Origin of the sequence: Pseudomonas sp. BIGb0558 (assembly GCF_024807515.1) — a bacterium.
Taxonomy (GTDB): Bacteria; Pseudomonadota; Gammaproteobacteria; order Pseudomonadales; family Pseudomonadaceae; genus Aquipseudomonas; species Aquipseudomonas yamanorum_A.
Genome location: NZ_JANUEW010000001.1, coordinates 348,297 through 368,996, shown reverse-complemented (window position 1 = coordinate 368,996; position 20,700 = coordinate 348,297). Strand labels below are relative to the sequence as shown.

Here is a 20,700-nt window from a genome sequence, read left to right as displayed (position 1 = left end):
ATGGACATGCGCGCAGATGTGCTGATTGTCGGGGCCGGAATGGTCGGGAGCGCCCTGGCGCTGGCGTTGCAGGGCAGTGGCCTGCAGGTGCTGCTGCTCGACGGCAGCCCGCTGAGCGTCAAACCGTTCGACCCGCAAGCCGCGTTCGAGCCGCGGGTGAGCGCATTGTCGGCCGCCAGCCAGCGCATCCTCGAGCGCCTCGGCGTGTGGGACGGCATCGTCGAGCGACGTGCCAGCCCTTACGGCGAGATGCAGGTATGGGACGGCAGCGGCACCGGGCAGATCCACTTTTCGGCGGCCAGCGTGCATGCCGAGGTGCTGGGGCATATCGTCGAAAACCGTGTGGTCCAGGATGCCTTGCTCGATCGCCTGCACGACTGCGACCTCGGCCTGCTGGCCAATGCGCGCCTGGAACAGATGCGCCGCTCCGGTGATGACTGGCTGCTGACCCTGGCCGACGGCCGCACCTTGCGCGCGCCGCTGGTGGTGGCAGCAGACGGTGCCAACTCGGCAGTGCGCCGCCTGACCGGCACCGCCACCCGTGAGTGGGATTACTTGCACAACGCTATCGTCACCAGTGTGCGCAGCAGCCAGGCGCATCAGCAGACGGCCTGGCAACGGTTTACCGACAACGGGCCGCTGGCGTTCCTGCCGCTGGTGCGGGATGGGCAGGAGGACTGGTGTTCGATCGTCTGGTCGACCACCCCGAGTGAGTCCGAGCGTTTGATGGCGCTGGACGACGAAAGCTTTTGCCGTGAGCTGGAGCTCGCCTTCGAAGGCCGCCTGGGTACGGTGTTAAGCGCCGATCCACGGCTTTGCGTGCCACTGCGCCAGCGTCACGCCAAGCGTTACGTGGCCGAGGGCCTGGCATTGATTGGCGATGCGGCCCACGTCATTCATCCATTGGCGGGGCAGGGCGTGAACCTGGGCTTCCTCGACGCGGCGGTGCTGGCCGAAGTGCTGTTGGCCGCCAACGAGCGCGGCGAGCGCCTGGCGGATGTGAAGGTGCTCAGCCGTTACGAGCGCCGACGCATGCCGCACAACCTGGCGTTGATGGCGGCGATGGAGGGCTTTGAACGGTTGTTCCAGGCCGATCAACTGCCGTTGCGCTGGTTGCGTAATGCCGGGTTGAAGGTGGTCGAGCAGATGCCGGAGGCCAAGGCGTTGTTTGTGCGTCAGGCATTGGGTTTGACGGGGGATTTGCCGGAGCTGGCCAAAGCCTGAGATTCTCGCCGGGGCTAATGGCCTCATCGCGGGCAAGCCCGGCTCCCACAGGGGAACGCATTCCCTTGTGGGAGCCGGGCTTGCCCGCGATAGGGCCTCAACCGCGCCACCTATTTCAGCTGTGCAACATCTGGTAACGGCTCCGTTGAGCGCTACCAAATGTGAGTCCTTATCATTTGCCCTCTTTTCGCAAATGAGAGACCGCACCCATGTTGGCACCCAAGCGCCTCCTGACTGCCCTGGCACTCACCCTTATCGGCAGCACCACCGTGCAGGCGGCCGACGAAGTCGTGGTCTACTCCTCGCGTATCGATGAACTGATCAAGCCGGTGTTCGACGCCTACACCCAGAAGACCGGCGTGCAGATCAAGTTCATCACCGACAAGGAAGCGCCGCTGATGCAGCGCATCAAGGCCGAAGGCGAAAACGCCACCGCCGACCTGCTGCTCACCGTCGACGCCGGCAACCTCTGGCAGGCCGAGCAGATGGGTATCCTGCAGCCGTTCACCTCCGCGGTGATCGACAAGAACATCCCTCTTCAATACCGCTCTTCGGCCCATGCCTGGACCGGCTTGAGCCTGCGCGCGCGGACTATCGCGTACTCCACCGACCGCGTGAAGCCGGGCGACCTGACCACCTACGAAGCCCTGGCTGACAAGCAATGGGAAGGCCGCCTGTGCCTGCGCACCGCGAAGAAGGTCTACAACCAGTCGCTGACCGCCACCCTGATCGAAACCCATGGTGCGGCCAAGACCGAAGAAATCGTCAAGGGCTGGGTCAATAACCTGTCCACCGACGTGTTCTCCGATGACATCGCCGTGCTGGAGGCGATCAATGCCGGGCAGTGCGACGTCGGTATCGTCAATACCTACTACTACGGCCGCCTGCACAAGCAGAAGCCGGACCTGGCGGTGAAGCTGTTCTGGCCGAATCAGGGCGACCGTGGGGTGCACGTCAATCTGTCGGGTATTGGCCTGACCAAGCACGCGCCACATCCGGAGGCCGCCAAGGCCTTGGTTGAGTGGATGACCACGCCGCAAGCGCAGAAGATCTTTGCGGACGTGAACCAGGAATTCCCGGCCAACCCGGCGGTGCCGCCGTCGGCGGAAGTGGCGACCTGGGGCAAGTTCGTGGCCGATACATTGCCGGTGGAAGTGGCGGGCAAGCGCCAGGCCGAGGCTATTCGCTTGATGGATCGGGCTGGCTGGAACTAAGTACACTCTTCCAAACACCGCAAGACAGTGTGGGAGCTGGCTTGCCTGCGATAGCATCACCACGGTGTGGCTGACACACTGTGGTGCCTGCATCGCGGCGGTGCGACGGTTCGACAAGCCCGGCTCCCACACTGTTTTGTGGCGAGTTCAAGATATTATTCCCAGAGATACGATCCTTTGGCCCATCCCGCCCAACGCCGCTGGTACCTGCCGGTCTTCACCGTCGCCGCCCTGGTGCTGCTGCCGCTGAGCGTCTTGCTGCTGTCGTGGCAAACCATCGACCAACAGATCTGGTCCCATCTGTGGGAAACCCAGATGCCACGCCTGTTGGGCAACACCTTGACCCTGGTGCTGGGTGTCGGTGTGGGTGTCACGCTGTTGGGCGTGAGCCTGGCCTGGCTGACCAGCCTCTGTGAATTCCCCGGCCGGCGTTGGCTGGACTGGGCGTTGATGCTGCCATTCGCGATTCCCGCCTACGTCCTGGCCTTTGTCTTCGTCGGCCTGTTGGACTTCTCCGGCCCGGTACAAACCCTGCTGCGCGACGTGTTCGGCATGGGCCTGCGCCTGCCCCGCGTGCGATCAACCAGCGGCGTGATCATCGTGCTGGTGCTGGTGTTCTACCCCTACGTTTATCTGCTGGCGCGCACGGCCTTTCTGGCCCAGGGCAAAGGCCTGATGGAAGCAGCGCGGGTATTGGGCCAGTCGCCGTGGCAAGCATTCTGGCGGGTGGCCTTGCCCATGGCGCGCCCCGCCATCGGTGCGGGCGTGGCCTTGGCGCTGATGGAGACCCTGGCGGATTTCGGCGCGGTCTCGGTGTTCAACTTCGATACCTTCACCACCGCCATCTACAAGACCTGGTATGGCTTTTTCAGCCTTTCCAGTGCCGCGCAACTCGCCAGCCTGCTGTTGCTGGTGGTGATGCTGGTGCTCTACGGCGAACGCCGCGCCCGGGGCGCCAGCCGGCCGAGCAACGAGCGACCGCGCGGCAAGGCGTTGTACCACCTGCGCGGGTTCAAGGCGCTGGCAGCCAGTGGCTGGTGCGGTTTGGTGTTCGCCTGCGCCTTTGTGATTCCGATGCTGCAGCTGGTGGCCTGGTTCTGGCAGCGCGGGCGTTTCGACCTGGACGAGCGCTACGCCGGTCTGATCGTGCATACCCTTTACCTGGGTGGCATGGCGGCCCTGATCACCGTGAGCGTGGCGCTGGTGCTGGCGTTCGCCCATCGTTTGGCGCCTACCCGAGCCATCCGCTCCGGCATCAGCCTGGCCAACGTGGGCTACGCACTGCCGGGCTCGGTGCTGGCGGTGTCGATCATGTTGGCGTTCAGCTACCTGGACCGTGAACTGGTGCTCCCGGTTTCCGGCTGGCTGGGCGGGGCCGGCAAGCCGCTCCTACTGGGCAGCCTGTCGGCGCTCTTGCTGGCGTATCTGGTGCGTTTCATTGCGGTGGCCTACGGGCCGCTGGAAAACAGCCTGGCGCGAATCCGCCCGTCCTTGCCCGAAGCCGCGCGCAGTCTGGGGGTCAGCGGGCCGCGACTGTTTTGCAAAGTGTATCTGCCACTCTTGCTGCCGGGCACCCTGAGCGCGGCGTTGCTGGTGTTTGTCGATGTGCTCAAGGAAATGCCGGCCACCCTGCTGATGCGCCCGTTCGGCTGGGACACGCTGGCGGTGCGGATTTTTGAGATGACCAGCGAAGGGGAGTGGGCGCGGGCTTCACTGCCGGCCCTGACCCTGGTGCTGGTGGGCCTGTTACCGGTCATCGGGCTGATCCGACGTTCGGCGAGACGAATCGGCTAGGTGCCAGTCCTACGCCTTGAGGCTACAATGCGCGGCATTCGGTGCGGTCGATCTTCCAGGTCGGGTTGCTGAGCCCGGCTACAGGCCTTGTATTTCAAGGCGTGTGGCCCGAACGGCAACCGTCCGCACCTTCGCCACGCCCGGAAGGAGAAACCCATGGGACAGCGCACGCCTCTGTATGACCTGCATCTCGCCCTTGGCGCGAAAATGGTCGATTTTGGCGGTTGGGATATGCCTTTGCACTACGGCTCGCAGGTTGAGGAGCACCATCAGGTGCGCCGCGACTGCGGGGTGTTTGATGTATCCCATATGACCGTGATCGATGTCACAGGCCCCCAGGCCAAGGAATGGCTCCAGCATTTGCTGGCCAATGATGTTGACCGACTGCACGGCTGCGGCCGTGCGTTGTACAGCGCCATGCTCAACGAACAGGGCGGCGTGGTGGACGACATGATCGTGTATCGCACCGAGGGCGGTTACCGGCTGGTGGTCAACGCCGCCACCCGCGACCAGGACATGGCCTGGATGCAGGGCCGACTCGGCAGCTATCAAGCCCAGCTTCACGAGCGGCCCGAGTTGGCCATGCTCGCCATTCAAGGCCCCCATGCCCGGCAGAAGATCGCCGAACTGGTGACCCAGTCCCGCGCCACCCTGATCCACCAGCTCAAGCCCTTTGAAGGTTTGGCCGACGGTGATTGGTTTATTGCGCGCACCGGCTATACCGGTGAAGACGGCCTGGAAATTGTCCTGCCGGCCGATCAGGCCCCGGCGTTTTTCAACGACCTGGTAGGCGCAGGCATTTCGCCGATTGGCCTCGGCGCCCGCGACACGCTGCGCCTTGAGGCCGGCATGAACCTCTACGGTCAGGATATCCACCAGGACGTATCGCCCTTGGCGGCCAATATGGCCTGGAGCATCGCCTGGGCGCCGGCCGAGCGAAACTTCATCGGCCGTGCGGCCCTGGAGGCCGAGAAAGCAGCCGGCGTGAAGTCCAAGTTGGTCGGTCTGGTGCTGGAAGAACGTGGGGTTTTACGCGCGCATCAGGTGGTTCGTATCGCCAATGTTGGCGAAGGAGAGATCACCAGTGGTAGTTTCTCTCCTACGCTAAGCAAATCCATTGCCCTGGCGCGTGTGCCGTCGGCGACTGCTGACCGGGCCGAGGTGGAAATCCGCGGCAAGTGGTACCCGGTTCGGGTGGTCAAACCGACGTTCGTGCGCCATGGCAAAACATTGATCTAACTTTTCCGGCGGGCCGATGGCCGCTGACATTTTTTCTTGAGGACACAGACTATGAGCGATATCCCTGCCGACCTGCGTTTTGCCGAAAGTCACGAATGGGCCCGTCTGGAAGCTGACGGCACCGTGACCGTCGGGATCTCGGACCATGCCCAGGAAGCATTGGGGGATGTGGTGTTTGTTGAGTTGGCCGAGGTGGGCAAAGTGTTTGCCGCAGGTGATACCGCAGGCGTTGTCGAGTCGGTGAAAGCCGCTTCGGATATCTACTCGCCGGTTGCTGGCGAAGTGATTGCGGTCAACGAAGACCTGAGTGGCGAGCCTGAGCAGTTGAATTCCACGCCTTACAGCGCCTGGATCTTCAAACTCAAGCCAAGCAACACCGCTGATCTGGAAAAACTGCTGGATGCCGCTGCCTACAAGGCTGCCATCGGCGAGTGATCCCGCTGCGGGAGCCGGCAACCGGCTCCCGCAAAGGTTTGATCAGCGCTTCAATACCGCTTTGACTGCTGCTACCGAACGCTCTACGTCCGCTTTCGTCATCGCCGTGAACATCGGCAACGACACAATCAACCGCCCCACTTTTTCCGCTACCGGGAACATGCCTTCCTTGAATCCCTGCGCCTTGTACAAGCTCAGCAGGTGGATCGGCGGGTAGTGATAGCCAATGCCGACGCCATGGGCCTGCATCTGCTCCATGAACGTGGCGCGTGCCGGCAAACCGTCCTGGCGCTCCGGGAGTACCAACTGGAACAGGTGCCAGTTGCTGTTTTCGAAATCGGCCGGTGGCAATTGCGCACCGTACTTCTCTTCAAAGTCACTGCCGAAGCACTCGAAATAGTGCTGCGCCAGTTCCTGGCGGTGGGCGGTGATTTTCTCGATATGGGCAAATTGACCCAGGCCGATGGCCGCAGCAATGTCGGTCATGTTGAATTTGCCGCCAAGTACGTCCACGTCCAGGCCGTCGAAGCCGGTGCGGGTCACGCCTTGCAGGCGATATTTCTCGGCCAGGCGCGCTTCTTCAGCGTTGTTCAGCACCAGGCAGCCGCCTTCGGACGACGTGATGTTCTTGTTCGCCTGGAAGCTGAAGGACACGAAATCGCCCGTGGCACCAATCCGCTGGCCATCCCAGCTGGAACCCAGGGCCTGGGCGGCATCTTCGACGATGCGCAGGTTGTACTTGTTGGCCAGCGCGTAGAGCAACGGCATGTCCAGCGGCAGGCCGGCCAGGTAAACCGGAATAATCGCCTTGGTGCGTGGCGTGATTGCCGCTTCCACCTGGGCCAGGTCGATATTGCGGGTCACCGGGTCAATATCGGCGAACACCGGCGTGGCACCCACCTCGAGGATCACGTTGGCCGTGGCGACCCACGAAATCGGCGTAGTAATAACTTCATCCCCAGGCCCGATACCGGCGATGCGCAAGGCAATCTCCATGGTGCAGGTGCCCGAGTTGAAGGTGCGCACCGGACGCCCGCCAAAGTATTCCGACAACTGCGCTTCGAACGCCTGCACTTTCGGCCCGCTGGTGATCCAGCCTGAGCGCAGTACGTCGCCCACCGCCGAGATGGTGGCTTCATCGATGGTGGGCTTGGAAAACGGCAGAAAAGGCAGTTGGCTCATGGCGTTGAAGGCATCCGTTTCAGGTAGACGATGAGAGAAAAGCATATCAATGCCGGGCATGGTTGCACGGCTCGACTGAATATAGCCTGTCGTCTGTGAATGAAACGTCACCCTCTGGAGAAAATGCCGCCTCGGCAGCGGCACTCCTGGAGCCTGGTTCAGAAGGAAACGCGGGCCTCAAGGAACACATTCTGTTCCTTGAGCTTGCCTTTGAGCTGCTCGTCGCGGGCGTTGATACGGTTGGCGAAAGTGTTGTAGCCGGTTTCAATCCGGCCCATGTCCACGTAGCGCCAGCCTGTGCCCAGGGTCAGGGTTTCGCTGACCTTGGCGTCCAGCCCGAGGCCCACGTTGTAGGCGAAGTTGTATTGGCGATTGTCGGCGAAACGCCGGGTCTTGTTGGTCTGGTAACCCTCGGCGTCAATTTGGGCCAATCCCACTCCCGCCATGCCGTAGAACGACAGCCACTCGTTGATCGGGATGTTTTTATAACCATTGAGCATCAAGCGCTGGCTGTCGGTCTGCAGGCTGTTGACGTTGGCATTGAATGGCGCCCATTGGGATTTGAAGTTCGAATGGCTGGGCGTGGTGTATTCCCCTTCCAGGCGCCAGCCATCGGCAAAGGCATAACCCACGGCAAATGATCCGGTGAACGTTTTGCTGCTATCGGGGGCCGACACGCGGTCGGTGACGCGCGGGCTGGTCAGCAGGGAGCTGGACAGATTCTGGCGGGCGCTGTTGAGCTTCGCCGACCCGTACCAGCCTTCTGCCTGAGCATAAGGGGTGGCAATCGCGGCGAGCAGCAGGGCGCAGGAGAGTTTTTGCATGGTCATCGATTCACTAGAACGAAAGGAATCGACAGCTTGTTGCGTGGCGTGCGGGTATCTCGACAGGACTTTTCCTGTTTGGGCGCTGAAACGCCAATATAGACTGTAGGAAAGCCAGGCAAAAAAATGCCGCTCTCAAAGAGCGGCATTTTTATGTGGCGGTGTTACTCGGAAGCAATGGCGTTTTTTGCCAGGATCGCGTTAGCCAAATCCATGTCCGTGGCTTTGAGGCCAGGGTTATCGGCGCGAACCTTCTGCATCGCAGCTTCCAGGTACGGGCCACGGATGCTGCCGTCGCTGGCGACGAAGCTACCGGCGTCGTCCTGGGCGGCGACCACCATTTTGTGGTCCTTGAACGTCAGGTACGTCGAGCCGGTTGTGGCACCCGATGAGATGACATTACGCCAGAAGCTGTCGGCCATGGCTGAACCGACAGGAAGGGAAAGCACAGCGAGGGTAGCGACAGCATATTTTAGACGCATGATGGGTGACTCCGACTGGGTTATCTGTACAGTTTGATTGTAGATAGCCCAGCCGAGTTCCATGGCTGACTAAACAGTTTCAACCTTCAGAATCACGCCGTCCTGACCGATGACACGCACATGTGCTCCCACGGGCGCGTCCGGGCCGGCTGCGATCCATACGCCATCGCCGATCTTGATCTTCCCACGGCCCTCGATAATTGCCTGATGCACCACAAAGGTGCACCCAATCAACTCCGAACCGCGCATGTTCAGCCCCGGCTGGTCGCTGACCTTGGCGCTGCTGCGCTGGCGTCTCCACCAGTACACCGCCGTCAGGATCGACAACACCGCGAACAGCAGCAGTTGCCACTCCAGCCCGAGGCTCGGAACCAGGAACTTGATCACGCCCACGGCTGCCGCAGCGATACCCATCCACAGCAGATAACCACCGGCACCGAACACTTCAAGAATCAATAGCACGGTGCCCAGTGCCAGCCAGTCCCAAAACGACAGGTGCTGCAGGAATTCCCACATGGTGCGTGCCTCAGGCTTTCTTGTTGTCGAAGGTGGCCTTGACGATCTCGCCGATGCCGCCGACGGCGCCGATCACCTGGCTGGCTTCCAGCGGCATCAGGATCACCTTGCTGTTGTTGGCCGACGCCAGCTTGCCGAGGGCGTCGATGTATTTCTGGGCGACAAAGTAGTTGATGGCCTGCACGTTACCGGTGGCGATTGCTTCCGATACCACCTGGGTGGCGCGGGCTTCAGCTTCGGCCTGACGTTCGCGGGCCTCGGATTCCAGGAACGCGGCCTGACGACCGCCTTCTGCCTCAAGAATCTGCGCCTGCTTCTTGCCTTCGGCGGTCAGGATTGCGGACGCTCGCAGGCCTTCGGCTTCGAGGATCTGTGCGCGCTTGATCCGCTCGGCCTTCATCTGGCCGGACATGGCGGCCATCAGGTCGGCGGGCGGGCTGATGTCCTTGATCTCGATCCGGGTGATCTTGATGCCCCACGGTGCGGTGGCTTCGTCGACGGTGCGCAGCAGTTTCTCGTTGATGCCATCCCGCTGGCTGAGCATCGCGTCCAGCTCCATGGAGCCGAGCACGGTACGGATGTTGGTTTGCAGCAGGTTGCGGATGGCGTGCTCGAGGTTGTTTACCTCGTAGGCAGCCTGGGCGGTGTTGACCACCTGGAAGAAGCACACGGCGTCGATCTGTACCGTGGCGTTGTCGGCGGTGATGACTTCCTGGGGCGGAATGTCCAGCACGCTTTCCATCACGTTGATCTTGCGACCGATGCGGTCCATGACCGGGATGATGATATTCAGGCCCGGCTTGAGGGTGTTGGTGTAGCGGCCGAAGCGTTCGACCGTCCACTGGTAACCCTGTGGAACGACCTTGAAGCCCATGAAGAGGATGGCGACGGCCAAGCCTACAAATAGCAGCAGTACGGTTCCGATCTGCATAACGATTCCTTGTCTGGTGTTGGCGGTAACGCGAGGTTTGACCGATTGTAACGGTGTTGTCAGGGATAAGGACGGTTTACCGGCCCATCAAGCAAAGGATTTGTTTCTGAATCCCCAGGCGTCACTCGCAGTACTTCTTCCAGCGTTGTCAGCCCGGCCATGACCTTGCGCGTGCCGGCAGACCGCAAGCTGCACATTCCCTGGTCCAGGGCCGCGCGGCGCAGTGCCTGGATGTCGGCGCCCGGGGTGATCAGGGCCTTTAGACGGTCGTTCAGCAGCATGACTTCATAGATCCCGGCCCGCCCTTGATAGCCGCTTTCCCGACAGTCCCCGCAGCCCACAGCCTCATAGACCTGCCCGGCAGGCCGCTTGCAGTGTGGGCACAACAGCCGCACCAGGCGCTGGGCCATCACCCCCAGCAGCGTCGCATTGATCAGGTAATGGGGAATGCCCAGTTCCAGCAAGCGGCTGATGGCACCGGGGGCGTCGTTGGTGTGCAGCGTCGACAGCACCAGGTGGCCGGTGAGGGCGGCCTGGATCGCCATTTCTGCGGTTTCCAGGTCGCGAATCTCGCCGATCATGATGATGTCCGGGTCCTGGCGCATCAGCGCGCGGATGCCGCTGGCGAAGGTCAGGTCGATGTTGTGCTGGACCTGCATCTGGTTGAAGGCCGGCTCGACCATCTCGATCGGGTCTTCGACGGTGCACAGGTTGACCTCCCGGGTGGCCAGTTGCTTGAGCGTGGTGTACAGGGTGCTGGTCTTGCCCGAGCCGGTGGGGCCGGTGACCAGGATGATGCCATTAGCCTGGCCGGTCATGGATTGCCAGCGTTGCAGGTCGTCGCTGGAGAGCCCCAGTTGCTGGACGTCCTTGTGCAGCACCTGCGGGTCGAAAATCCGCATCACCAGCTTTTCGCCGAAGGCCGTGGGCAGGGTCGACAGGCGTAGTTCCACTTCACCGCCTGCGGGGCTTTTGGTTTTCACGCGGCCGTCCTGGGGTTTGCGTTTTTCCGCCACGTTCATCCGGCCGAGGCTTTTCAGGCGGCTGACCACCGCCGTCGTGACCTGGGACGGGAATTGATAGACGTCATGCAGCAGGCCATCAATGCGAAACCGCACGCGGCCCTGGTCGCGGCCGGGTTCGAGATGGATATCACTGGCCCGTTGGCCGAAAGCGTACTGCAGCAGCCAGTCGACGATATTGACGATGTGCGCGTCATTGGCGTCGGGTTCCTGGTCGCTGGCGCCGAGGTTGAGCAATTGCTCGATGCTGGGTGAACCGGCTGTTTTTTGATCGACCGCGCCGCTGACCGATTTCGCCAGCCGGTAAAATTCCACCGTGCAGCGCTGGATAGCCTGGGGATTGGCGACCACACGCCGGATGGAGCGCTTCAAGACCTGGGCCAGGCCGGCTTCCCAACTGCTCACGTAGGGTTGGGCACTGGCGACGGTGACGCTGTGGGCGTCGACCGCAACCGCCAGGATCCTGTGCCGCTGGGCAAAGGCGTAGGACATCAGCGGCACCACCGCCGCGACATCGATTTTCAACGGGTCGATACGCAGGTAAGGCTGGCCACAGTGTCGGGCGAGCCATTCGGTCAGGGTTTCCAGGGACGGGCCATGGCTGGCAATGCATTCAAGAGGGTGCAGCCCGCTGTTGGCCGGTACGTTCAGATCGGCGGGCACTACGCCCTGGTCGATCAGGGCTGGCAACAACTGATGGATTTCCAGCCAGCGATCCTGGGTGTTTGGCGCAACAGACATGGTGACATTCCTGGGCAACGGTTAGGCGTAGTCCTCAGGCTAGTCACCCATTGCAGTTCGGCTTCCGGGGTTTATTGCAGGCTTTTACTGACTGGCCGCCTGCACCGCCAGAGGCCGCGCGGCATCAGCCGGTTGCAGTTCCAGCGAGCACACGCTGATCAGGTTACGAAGTTTTTCACCGATCACCTGGGCGCGGTGCCAGCTCAGGCCATCCATCACGATATCGATCGCCAGCAGGTCGTCTTCGCGGTGTACGTTCACCTGGAGAGGAACCAGGAACTGCAGGGCAAAATAGTTGAGCACCCGGCACAGCACGTCGGGCTCAGCCTCGGCGAGGATTTGATAGTGCGCCTGGCAGTGGGCATTGCTGACGGCCCAGGCATCGACGCGTGGGGCGGGGCTGGTGGCTTCGACGACATGCATGATGGCTCTCCTGATTCGACTGGAGAAATTTTTACATTCGTCGTGGGAGATTTCTTGTCTAAAAAAGCCGGTAATGGCTTATAAGGGAATCATTCAATTCAAAAAAACATGATCGGCGGGTATTTATATGCACAGTGAGCTGGACGTGTACGACCGGCGCATCCTGGCGCTGTTGCAGGAAGACGCTTCGCTTTCCAGCGCGCAGATCGCCGAACAGGTCGGCCTGTCACAGTCACCGTGCTGGCGGCGGATTCAGCGGTTGAAAGAGGAGGGCGTGATTCGCGGCCAGGTCACCTTGTTGGATCGCAAGAAAATCGGCCTCAACACGCAGATTTTCGCCGAGGTGAAACTCAACGCCCACGGCCGTTCCAACTTCACGGAATTCACCGAGGCGATTCGCGGCTTTCCGGAAGTGCTGGAATGTTATGTGCTGATGGGGGCGGTGGATTTTCTATTGCGGATCGTCACGTCGGACATCGAGGCGTATGAGCGGTTTTTCTTCGAAAAACTGTCGATGGTGCCGGGGATTCAGGAGGTCAACTCGATAGTGGCCTTGTCGGAGATCAAGTCCACCACGAGTTTGCCGGTGTTGCGCTGATAGCGGCGGACCCATCGCGGGCAAGCCCGGCTCCCACACTGGAATGCATTCCAATGTGGGAGCCGGGCTTGCCCGCGATAGCGATCTTACAGGCGCAGCAGGGTTTTCCAGGCACGATTCTGATAAACCGCGATCGCCTGATGCATCCGCGCATCCAGTGACTCATCGGTAATCGGCTGGTTGGCCAGATGCGCCAGCTTGTTCAGCTCGCCATACAAACGGTCCAGCTCGGCGATATCCAGCACTTGGCGTGCATGGTGCAGCCAGGCCAGGATGCGCTCGATACGCGGCAGTTGCTCGGCGAGGTCTTCCGGTTGTTGCTGGTAACGCGGCAGTTGCAGGGCGACGGCGTCGTCGGCCAGCAGGCGCGGCAGCCAGTTGGCGAGTTGTGCAGCGCCCTGGCGGTTGCCACGCACGTTGCGATCGGCAGCCCAGGTACGGGCCAGCAACCAGCGGGAGGTGGTCAGGGAGAACAGGCCCCAGCGCACGTCTTCCAGTTCTTCGGCGAACTGTTCCGGCGCGGCTTTGCGGATGTCTTCGTCGTCGTCACCGGCCTGGACCAGCGGACGCCAGTCTTCCAGCAACGCGTCCAGTGCGGCCCGCAGTTCGCTGGTGGACTGGCGGGGTGCGGCCTGGCCGAGGCTGCCGAGCAGGGCGCGCAGTTCGCCGAGGTTTTCCACCCAGTCTTGCAGCAGGCGCCAGTGGCCGTTGAAACGGTATTGCTCGGCCAGGCGCTGGCTGCTGCCCAACAAGTGCCACATGACGGCGGCGAATGCGTCGTCCAGCGGCATTTCGGCGTGCAGCACCGGCGCCGGCAGACTCAGGGAATAGCTGTTGGCGTCGAACAGGCGATAGCCACGCTCGGCCTTGCTGATATCGCAGGGCATCAGTGCCAGGGTCGCGGCGAGTTCAGCGGCCAGTTCCAGCAGGGCGGCCGGGTCGCCTTCGCGCAGCTCAAGTTCCAGCTCGCAGATTTCTTCTTTCTGCTTGCCGGCGACCACGTGGCCCAGGTCCAAAGCGGCTTCGATCACGACCTTGGCCTTGCCACGGCCCCAGGCGATTTCGGCGCGCTCACGCACGAAGTCAGTAGTGAAGATCGGCTTGAGGGTCTTTTTGTCCAGTTCGGCCAGTTGCTCGGGCCAGCATTCGCCGTCGAGTTTCTTCACGTCGAGCTTGGCTTTGGCCAGGTCCCAGTTGTACTCATTGCGTTCCGACAAACCGGCGACGCTCTGGCCACGGGTCTTGAGAGTCTGGATCACTTCGTCGCCGTCTTTGCGCAGGCGCAGGGCGACTTTGGCCTGGGCCAGGTCGCGTTCCGGGGTGTCGAAGTACTGGTTCATCAACTCACGGCGTTCCCAGCCACTTTTGTTGCGTTTTTTCAGTAGCGGGTGCTCACGCAGCGCGGCGAGGGTTTCGCGGCTGACGCGGAGCTTGATTTCGGTTTCTTTCTGCATGGCCGGAAAATCCAGGATCGGGAGCGCAGCCGGGGAAATGTGTGGCTGCCAAGGTCGTGCAGTGTACAGGACTGAGCCCGGCAACGTGCCGCAACGGTTTATTGTGTTGTGCAGATGGCTCTATGATGGGGTTCGTCCGGGAAGTTGAGAGACAGCGCATGCCTTTACCGTCCATGAAAGAACAATTCGCCGCGCTGATTGCCGCGCCTTCGGTCAGTTGTACCCAGGCCTCTCTCGACCAATCCAACCGCCCGGTTATCGATTTGCTCGCCACCTGGCTGGGGGACCTGGGCTTTGCCTGCGACATCCAGCAGGTCAGCCCCGGCAAATTCAACCTGCTGGCCAGTTTCGGCACCGGCCCTGGCGGCCTGGTGTTGGCGGGGCACAGTGACACCGTGCCGTACGACGGCGCGTTGTGGCAGACCGATCCACTCAAGCTGACGGAAGTCGACGGTCGCTGGGTAGGACTGGGCAGCTGTGACATGAAAGGCTTTTTCGCCCTGGTGATCGAAGCGGTACAGCCATTGCTGGACCAACCCTTCAAGCAACCACTGCTGATTCTCGCCACCTGCGATGAAGAAAGCTCCATGGCCGGCGCCCGTGCGCTGGCCGAGGCGGGTCGTCCTTTAGGTCGCGCAGCGGTGATCGGTGAGCCCACCGGCCTCAAACCCATCCGTCTGCACAAGGGCGTGATGATGGAGCGCATCGATATTCTCGGGCGCAGCGGCCATTCGTCGGATCCAAGCCTGGGCCACAGCGCCCTCGAAGCCATGCATGACGCCATCGGCGAGCTGCGCGGCCTGCGCCTGGCCTGGCAACGCGAATACCGCAACCCGCAGTTCAGCGTGCCGCAACCGACCATGAATTTTGGCTGCATCCACGGGGGCGACAACCCCAACCGCATTTGTGGCCAGTGTTCCCTGGAGTTTGACCTGCGGCCCTTGCCGGGCATGGATCCCCAGGTGCTGCGCGCCGCCATCCGCCAGAAGCTCGAGCCCTTGGCCGAGCGCCATCAGGTGAAGATCGACTACGCGCCGCTGTTCCCCGAAGTGCCGCCCTTCGAGCAGGCCGAGGATGCCGAGTTGGTGCGGGTGGCTGAACGACTTACCGGTCATCGCGCCGAAGCAGTAGCGTTCGGCACCGAAGCGCCTTATCTTCAGCGCCTTGGTTGCGAAACCCTGGTGCTTGGCCCTGGCGATATCGCCTGCGCCCACCAGCCCGGCGAGTACCTTGAAATGTCACGCTTGACGCCTACAGTGCGTCTATTGCGGGAACTGATTCAACATTACTGCCTGACACCTGCATAAATTAACCCCGGCCCATCCGTACATAGAAGGAGAGCGAGCGTGTCGCCAAGCCTGTTCCGACGATAACCAACAGCCCGCTGTGCGTTTCCATGAATCATCCTTTTTTGGCTGCTTTTTATTACAGGCCCAGGTTTTATGCCCGAATACGTCAATTGGCTTCGTCACGCTTCGCCTTACATCAATGCCCACCGCGACTGCACCTTTGTGGTCATGCTGCCGGGCGATGGTGTGGATCATCCGAACTTCGGCAATATCGTCCATGACCTGGTGCTGCTCCACAGCCTGGGCGTGCGGCTGGTGCTGGTCCATGGTTCACGCCCGCAAATCGAAACCCGCCTCGCTGCCCGCGGCCTGACGCCGGCTTACCACGAAGGCTTGCGCATCACCGATGCCGCGACCCTGGAGTGTGTGATCGATGCGGTTGGCCATCTGCGTATCGCCATCGAAGCGCGGCTGTCGATGGACATGGCCTCGTCACCGATGCAGGGCTCGCGCCTGCGGGTGGCCAGCGGCAACCTGGTGACGGCGCGTCCGATCGGCGTGCTCGAAGGTGTCGACTATCACCACACCGGCGAAGTGCGCCGGGTCGACCGCAAGGGCATCAACCGCCTGCTGGACGAGCGCTCCATCGTGCTGCTGTCGCCCCTGGGCTACTCGCCCACCGGTGAAATCTTCAACCTCGCCTGCGAAGACGTCGCTACCCGCGCCGCGATCGACCTGGGCGCGGACAAGCTGCTGCTGTTTGGCGCCGACCTTGGCCTGATCGACGAACACGGGCGCCTGGTGCGCGAACTGCGGCCGCAACAGGTGCCCGCGCATCTGCAACGCCTGGGCAGCAATTACCAGGCCGAGTTGTTGGACGCGGCCGCCGAGGCGTGCCGCGGCGGCGTAGGGCGCAGCCATATTGTCAGTTATGCAGAAGACGGTGCCTTGCTCACCGAGCTGTTCACCCGGGACGGCGGCGGTACGCTGGTGGCCCAGGAGCAGTTCGAGCTGGTGCGCGAAGCGGCGATTGAAGATGTGGGCGGATTGTTGGATCTGATCAGTCCGCTGGAAGAGCAGGGGATTCTGGTGCGTCGTTCCCGGGAAGTGCTGGAACGGGAAATCGAGCAGTTCAGCGTGGTGGAACGTGAAGGCATGATCATCGCCTGTGCGGCGCTGTATCAGATCGCCGACTCGGACGCGGGCGAGCTGGCGTGCCTGGCGGTGAACCCGGAGTACCGCCACGGCGGCCGCGGTGATGAACTGCTGGAGCGCATCGAGACCCGCGCCCGGGCCCAGGGTTTGAAGACCTTGTTCGTCCTCACCACCCGTACTGCCCACTGGTTCCGCGAGCGCGGTTTTGTGCCGAGCACGGTGGATCGTCTGCCATCGGCGCGGGCGTCGTTGTACAACTATCAGCGTAATTCGAAGATTTTCGAAAAGGCGTTGTAAGCCTGAAGGGGCGAGGGGGCAATCCTCTCGCCTGTCAATTTGGCGAGTCATGCATCCGGGGCGGGTGCATCGGCCCTGAATACAGGGCTTGCCGATTTATACACATAACTGACATCAAAGTGACATTATCACCGAGTACGGTGAGGTGGATTGCTGGGACGGCAAAAAAGTTTCATCGATACAAAAACTGTAACAAATTGACGGAATGATGTGCGTTTGGCCATGATGGCGTCGCATTTTTGATCGTGAGTGACGTATTGACCTTTGGGTCAGCGCGAAACGATCTAAAAAGGCGAAAAGACATGCTCTTCAGGAACACCCTTATGGAGCGGTACCGCCTTACTGGCTCGACCGTGCCATGGAAAGCGTTATTCCTGAATCGTATGAAAAAGGACGAAACAATTCTTTTTGGGTGTATGAAAAACTCATTACCCTGCAAGGACCAAATTAACTGCGGTTAGACGAAAGTAGTAGACACACAAGGTTACGATTGACTTGTCAGTCACTATCCGGTGCTAATCGCGCATCTGTGGATCGAGGGCGTCAGACCCGAGACCTAAGAAATACAAAAATTAGAAATGAGAGGAGCGGTACATGAAGAAGTCAACATTGGCGTTGGCCGTAGCTTTGGGGGCAATCGCTCAACAAGCAGGCGCCGCTGGTTTTATCGATGACAGCAAGATCACACTCGGCGTACGTAACTTTTACATCAACACCGACAACCGCGACCTGAAGCCATCGGCTACCTCGAACACCCGCAGCAAAAACGCTGAATGGGGCCAAGGTTTCGACCTGCGTTTCATCTCGGGTTTCACCCAAGGTACTGTGGGCTTTGGTCTTGACGCCATCGGCCTGTACGGCGTGCGTCTGGATTCCAGCCGCGCTGATCACGGTAACTACACAGGTACTGCCTCCGGCGGCACCGTGTTCCCAAGCGATGGCAACAAAGCTGTCAACGATTTCGCCAGCCTGGGCGTGACCGGTAAGGTCAAGATCTCCCAGACCGTGCTGAAGATCGGTACCTTGCAGCCGAACAACCCGGTGATCAAGACCAACGATGGTCGTCTGTTGCCACAAACCTTCCAGGGCGGCGAGATCTCCTCGAACGAGTTCAAGGACCTGACCCTGACTGCTGGCCAGATCGAGCACTCCAAGGGCCGTAACTCCAGCAACAATGAAGGTCTGTCCCTGGCCGGTGCCAACGGCAGCTCGAACTATGACGCAGGTAACTTCGTCAACAAGTTCTACTACGCCGGTGCTGACTACAAGATCACCAAAGACCTGACTGCTTCGTACTACTTCGGCGAGCTGAAGGATTTCTACGCTCAGAACTTCCTGGGCCTGGTCCACAACTGGGCGATTGGTCCTGGCGTCCTGAAAAGCGACCTGCGCTACTACCGTAGCCGTGACAACGGTGCCAACGGTGATACTGCTGGCTACTACACCTCCGGCTACTACTCGGATCATCCGACCAATGCCACCAAGGTCAAGGGTAAGGTCGACAACGACCTGTACAGCTACCTGGCGTTGTACTCGGTTGCCGGTCACACCTTCGGCGCTGGTTACCAGTACACCAAGGGCGACAGCGACTTCCCTTGGCTGAACCAAGGTGACGGCTCGTCGAACAGCACCATCACCGACATGCAAATCCAGAAGTTTGCCCGTGCCGGCGAACGTACCTGGCAAGCTCGCTACGCGTATGACTTCGCCAAGATCGGCGTGCCTGGCCTGACTGCCGGTGTGGTCTACCTCAAGGGTAGCAACATCGACACCACCGTCGGCGAGCGTAACGAGTGGGAACGCGACCTGACCCTGGCTTACGTTGTTCCAGAAGGTCCGCTGAAAAACCTGGGCGTTGCCTGGAAAAACGCGATGTGGCGTACCGACCTGGCGAACACTCGTTCCCAGGACGAAAACCGCGTAATTCTGAGCTACACCTACGCGTTCAAGTAAGAGCGTAAAACCTTGCCCGGCGCAACGCCGGGCAGGGTGCTTTTTACTGTTCAAGTCGGGCTCAACCCCCGCAAGCCCTTCCTGAATCCCCTCTTTGTACAGCGTCTCAAGGCCTTCTCGAACCTTGAAGCCGATGTTGATCCTCGGCTGCAGCCAAGTCCAATGAACAGATTTTTAATATTCCTTTATCGTCTAGATAAATCGATATTTATTCTTTTTAAATAATCCGCGACACAGGCACAGTGGGCTCTATAAGCACTCATCAGGAGCCACACCATGAGCCTCAGACTGGGCGACATCGCCCCCGACTTTGAACAGGATTCCAGCGCCGGCAAGATTCGCTTCCACGAGTGGCTGGGCGATAGCTGGGGCGTGCTGTTTTCCCACCCGGCAGACTTCACCCCGGTGTGCACCACCGAACTGGGCTTCACCGCCAAGCTCAAGGATGAATTCGCCAAGCGCGGCGTCAAGGCCATTGCCCTGTCGGTGGACCCGGTGGACTCCCACCACAAGTGGATCGAAGACATCAACGAAACCCAGAACACCCTCGTCAACTTCCCGATCCTGGCCGACGCAGACCGCAAGGTCTCCGACCTGTATGACCTGATCCACCCGAATGCCAGTGACACCCTCACCGTGCGCTCGCTGTTCGTGATTGATCCGAACAAAAAGATTCGCCTGACCATTACCTATCCGGCCAGCACCGGTCGCAACTTCCACGAAATCCTGCGGGTGATCGACTCGCTGCAGCTGACCGACAACTACAAAGTCGCCACCCCAGCCAACTGGCAGGACGGTGACGAGGTGGTGATCGTGCCGTCGCTCAAGGACGAAGAAGAGATCAAGAAACGCTTTCCGAAAGGCTACCGGGCGGTGAAGCCGTACCTGCGGCTCACGCCTCAACCGAATCGTTAAGGCTGATATCGCCATCGCGGGCAAGCCCGCTCCCACAGGGGAATGCGGTTCAACTGTGGGAGCGGGCTTGCCCGCGATGGCGGCCTGCCAGCAACAGAGAGTTCAGGTTGTAAACCGTTTCACATGCAGGGGTTTTAAGGCCGTTTCGACGGCCTTTTTTTATGCCTGGAGTTTGATGAACGGCATATGCATTTAGGGAATAAACAAATGAAAAAATAAGATTTATAGATATATAAATTGGCTGATATGGTCTGTCCCATCTTGGCGCCATCGCCACATAGCGAACCGCCGACACTTTCCAAAGGAATTTCCTAAATGCTGGTCGTAACACTTGGTGGTAGCCCCAGCCAACGTTCCCGGTCCGGGGTGTTGCTGGATCACACCCGCAACTGGTTGCAGCAACAAGGTGTGGAAGTGGTGAGTTATCAGATACGGGACTTCCCGGCCGAAGACTTGCTGCACGCGCGGTTCGACAGCCCCAAGATCATCGACCTGCTGCAGCAAGTGGCGAATGCCGATGGCCTGGTGATCGCCACGCCCGTGTACAAGGCCTCGTTTTCCGGCGCCCTGAAAACCATCCTCGACCTGCTGCCCGAGCGCGCCCTGGCCCACAAAATCGTGTTGCCGATGGCCACCGGCGGCAGCATCGCCCACATGCTGGCGGTGGACTACGCACTGAAGCCGGTGCTGTCGGCCCTGAAAGCCCAGGAATTGCTCCACGGGATTTTTGCCGAAGACAGCCAGATCGCCTACGGCGAAGGCAGTGCCCAGGCGCAGCTGGTGCCGGTGCTGGAGCAACGCCTGAGCGAGGCCCTGGAGACGTTCTACGCCGCCATGGCCCGCCGCCCGAAACCCCTTGATCCCCATGTGTTGAATGAACGTTTGTTGAGTGCTCGCTGGAGCATTTAAGCCTTACCCAGCTTTACCTGGATTCAATAAGTACTACTCACCTTACTCAGCCGCCAACGGCCAAGCAGGTGCAGCCAACCCCCTAATCGTATTGTGGAGAGAG

The 20,700-nt window shown here is 60.7% G+C and carries 19 protein-coding genes; 11 read left to right on the top strand and 8 right to left on the bottom strand.

The genetic code is table 11. From position 1 onward, the window contains the following. The first annotated feature begins 6 nt into the window (after positions 1-6). From M2400_RS01700 to gcvH, 5 genes are all read left to right on the top strand, one after another. Positions 7-1,224, top strand: coding sequence for a 2-octaprenyl-3-methyl-6-methoxy-1,4-benzoquinol hydroxylase (locus M2400_RS01700; RefSeq protein WP_177043882.1), 1,218 nt, complete (start codon positions 7-9; stop codon positions 1,222-1,224). Positions 1,225-1,433: 209 nt separating this feature from the next. Continuing rightward, on the top strand, positions 1,434-2,438 hold the full coding sequence (locus M2400_RS01695; protein ID WP_259195519.1) for an extracellular solute-binding protein: 1,005 nt from the start codon (positions 1,434-1,436) through the stop codon (positions 2,436-2,438). Between the two features lie 177 nt (positions 2,439-2,615). Beyond that, positions 2,616-4,232, top strand: coding sequence for an iron ABC transporter permease (locus tag M2400_RS01690; protein ID WP_259195520.1), 1,617 nt, complete (start codon positions 2,616-2,618; stop codon positions 4,230-4,232). Positions 4,233-4,388: 156 nt separating this feature from the next. Continuing rightward, a complete protein-coding gene (gcvT, locus tag M2400_RS01685; RefSeq protein WP_259195522.1) occupies positions 4,389-5,471 on the top strand; it encodes a glycine cleavage system aminomethyltransferase GcvT in 1,083 nt (360 codons plus the stop codon). A gap of 51 nt (positions 5,472-5,522) precedes the next feature. Further along, positions 5,523-5,906 (top strand): glycine cleavage system protein GcvH, encoded by a 384-nt coding sequence (gene gcvH / locus M2400_RS01680; protein ID WP_177043798.1) that lies wholly within the window; start codon positions 5,523-5,525, stop codon positions 5,904-5,906. 42 nt (positions 5,907-5,948) lie between these two features. Here gcvH and M2400_RS01675 read toward each other — a convergent pair whose 3' ends face one another. From M2400_RS01675 to M2400_RS01645, 7 genes are all read right to left on the bottom strand, one after another. Then, positions 5,949-7,088, bottom strand: coding sequence for a DegT/DnrJ/EryC1/StrS aminotransferase family protein (locus tag M2400_RS01675; protein ID WP_177043799.1), 1,140 nt, complete (start codon positions 7,086-7,088; stop codon positions 5,949-5,951). A gap of 158 nt (positions 7,089-7,246) precedes the next feature. After that, the gene (locus M2400_RS01670) at positions 7,247-7,918 is read right to left on the bottom strand and encodes an outer membrane protein (protein WP_259195523.1); all 672 of its coding nucleotides are present in this window, start codon (positions 7,916-7,918) and stop codon (positions 7,247-7,249) included. Positions 7,919-8,076: 158 nt separating this feature from the next. After that, on the bottom strand, positions 8,077-8,394 hold the full coding sequence (locus M2400_RS01665; protein ID WP_010167882.1) for a DUF2388 domain-containing protein: 318 nt from the start codon (positions 8,392-8,394) through the stop codon (positions 8,077-8,079). A gap of 69 nt (positions 8,395-8,463) precedes the next feature. Next, positions 8,464-8,910, bottom strand: coding sequence for an NfeD family protein (locus M2400_RS01660; protein WP_259195524.1), 447 nt, complete (start codon positions 8,908-8,910; stop codon positions 8,464-8,466). Positions 8,911-8,920: 10 nt separating this feature from the next. Beyond that, positions 8,921-9,841 (bottom strand): SPFH domain-containing protein, encoded by a 921-nt coding sequence (locus tag M2400_RS01655; RefSeq protein ID WP_003213925.1) that lies wholly within the window; start codon positions 9,839-9,841, stop codon positions 8,921-8,923. A gap of 59 nt (positions 9,842-9,900) precedes the next feature. After that, positions 9,901-11,604, bottom strand: a complete 1,704-nt coding sequence (locus tag M2400_RS01650; protein WP_177112431.1) for a GspE/PulE family protein — start codon at positions 11,602-11,604, stop codon at positions 9,901-9,903. An 84-nt stretch (positions 11,605-11,688) separates the two neighbouring features. After that, on the bottom strand, positions 11,689-12,027 hold the full coding sequence (locus M2400_RS01645) for a hypothetical protein (RefSeq protein WP_259195527.1): 339 nt from the start codon (positions 12,025-12,027) through the stop codon (positions 11,689-11,691). A 127-nt stretch (positions 12,028-12,154) separates the two neighbouring features. Here M2400_RS01645 and M2400_RS01640 point away from each other — a divergent pair, with 127 nt between their 5' ends. Further along, positions 12,155-12,625: an Lrp/AsnC family transcriptional regulator gene (locus M2400_RS01640; RefSeq protein WP_010167872.1), complete on the top strand. Its 471-nt coding sequence runs from the start codon at positions 12,155-12,157 to the stop codon at positions 12,623-12,625. Positions 12,626-12,711: 86 nt separating this feature from the next. Here M2400_RS01640 and M2400_RS01635 read toward each other — a convergent pair whose 3' ends face one another. After that, positions 12,712-14,079 (bottom strand): inorganic triphosphatase, encoded by a 1,368-nt coding sequence (locus M2400_RS01635; protein ID WP_003213918.1) that lies wholly within the window; start codon positions 14,077-14,079, stop codon positions 12,712-12,714. Positions 14,080-14,237: 158 nt separating this feature from the next. On the opposite strand from M2400_RS01635, the gene argE reads away from it, so the two are divergent. From argE to ssuE, 5 genes are all read left to right on the top strand, one after another. Next, the gene (argE, locus tag M2400_RS01630) at positions 14,238-15,386 is read left to right on the top strand and encodes an acetylornithine deacetylase (RefSeq protein WP_177043804.1); all 1,149 of its coding nucleotides are present in this window, start codon (positions 14,238-14,240) and stop codon (positions 15,384-15,386) included. A 135-nt stretch (positions 15,387-15,521) separates the two neighbouring features. Next, the gene (gene argA / locus M2400_RS01625) at positions 15,522-16,820 is read left to right on the top strand and encodes an amino-acid N-acetyltransferase (protein WP_177043805.1); all 1,299 of its coding nucleotides are present in this window, start codon (positions 15,522-15,524) and stop codon (positions 16,818-16,820) included. A 594-nt stretch (positions 16,821-17,414) separates the two neighbouring features. Next, entirely contained in the window at positions 17,415-18,773 is a 1,359-nt protein-coding gene (locus M2400_RS01620; protein ID WP_177043806.1) for an OprD family porin, read from the top strand. A 276-nt stretch (positions 18,774-19,049) separates the two neighbouring features. Beyond that, on the top strand, positions 19,050-19,688 hold the full coding sequence (locus tag M2400_RS01615) for a peroxiredoxin (RefSeq protein ID WP_177112435.1): 639 nt from the start codon (positions 19,050-19,052) through the stop codon (positions 19,686-19,688). A 315-nt stretch (positions 19,689-20,003) separates the two neighbouring features. Further along, the gene (ssuE, locus tag M2400_RS01610; RefSeq protein ID WP_177043808.1) at positions 20,004-20,597 is read left to right on the top strand and encodes an NADPH-dependent FMN reductase; all 594 of its coding nucleotides are present in this window, start codon (positions 20,004-20,006) and stop codon (positions 20,595-20,597) included. The last annotated feature ends 103 nt before the right edge of the window (positions 20,598-20,700 follow it).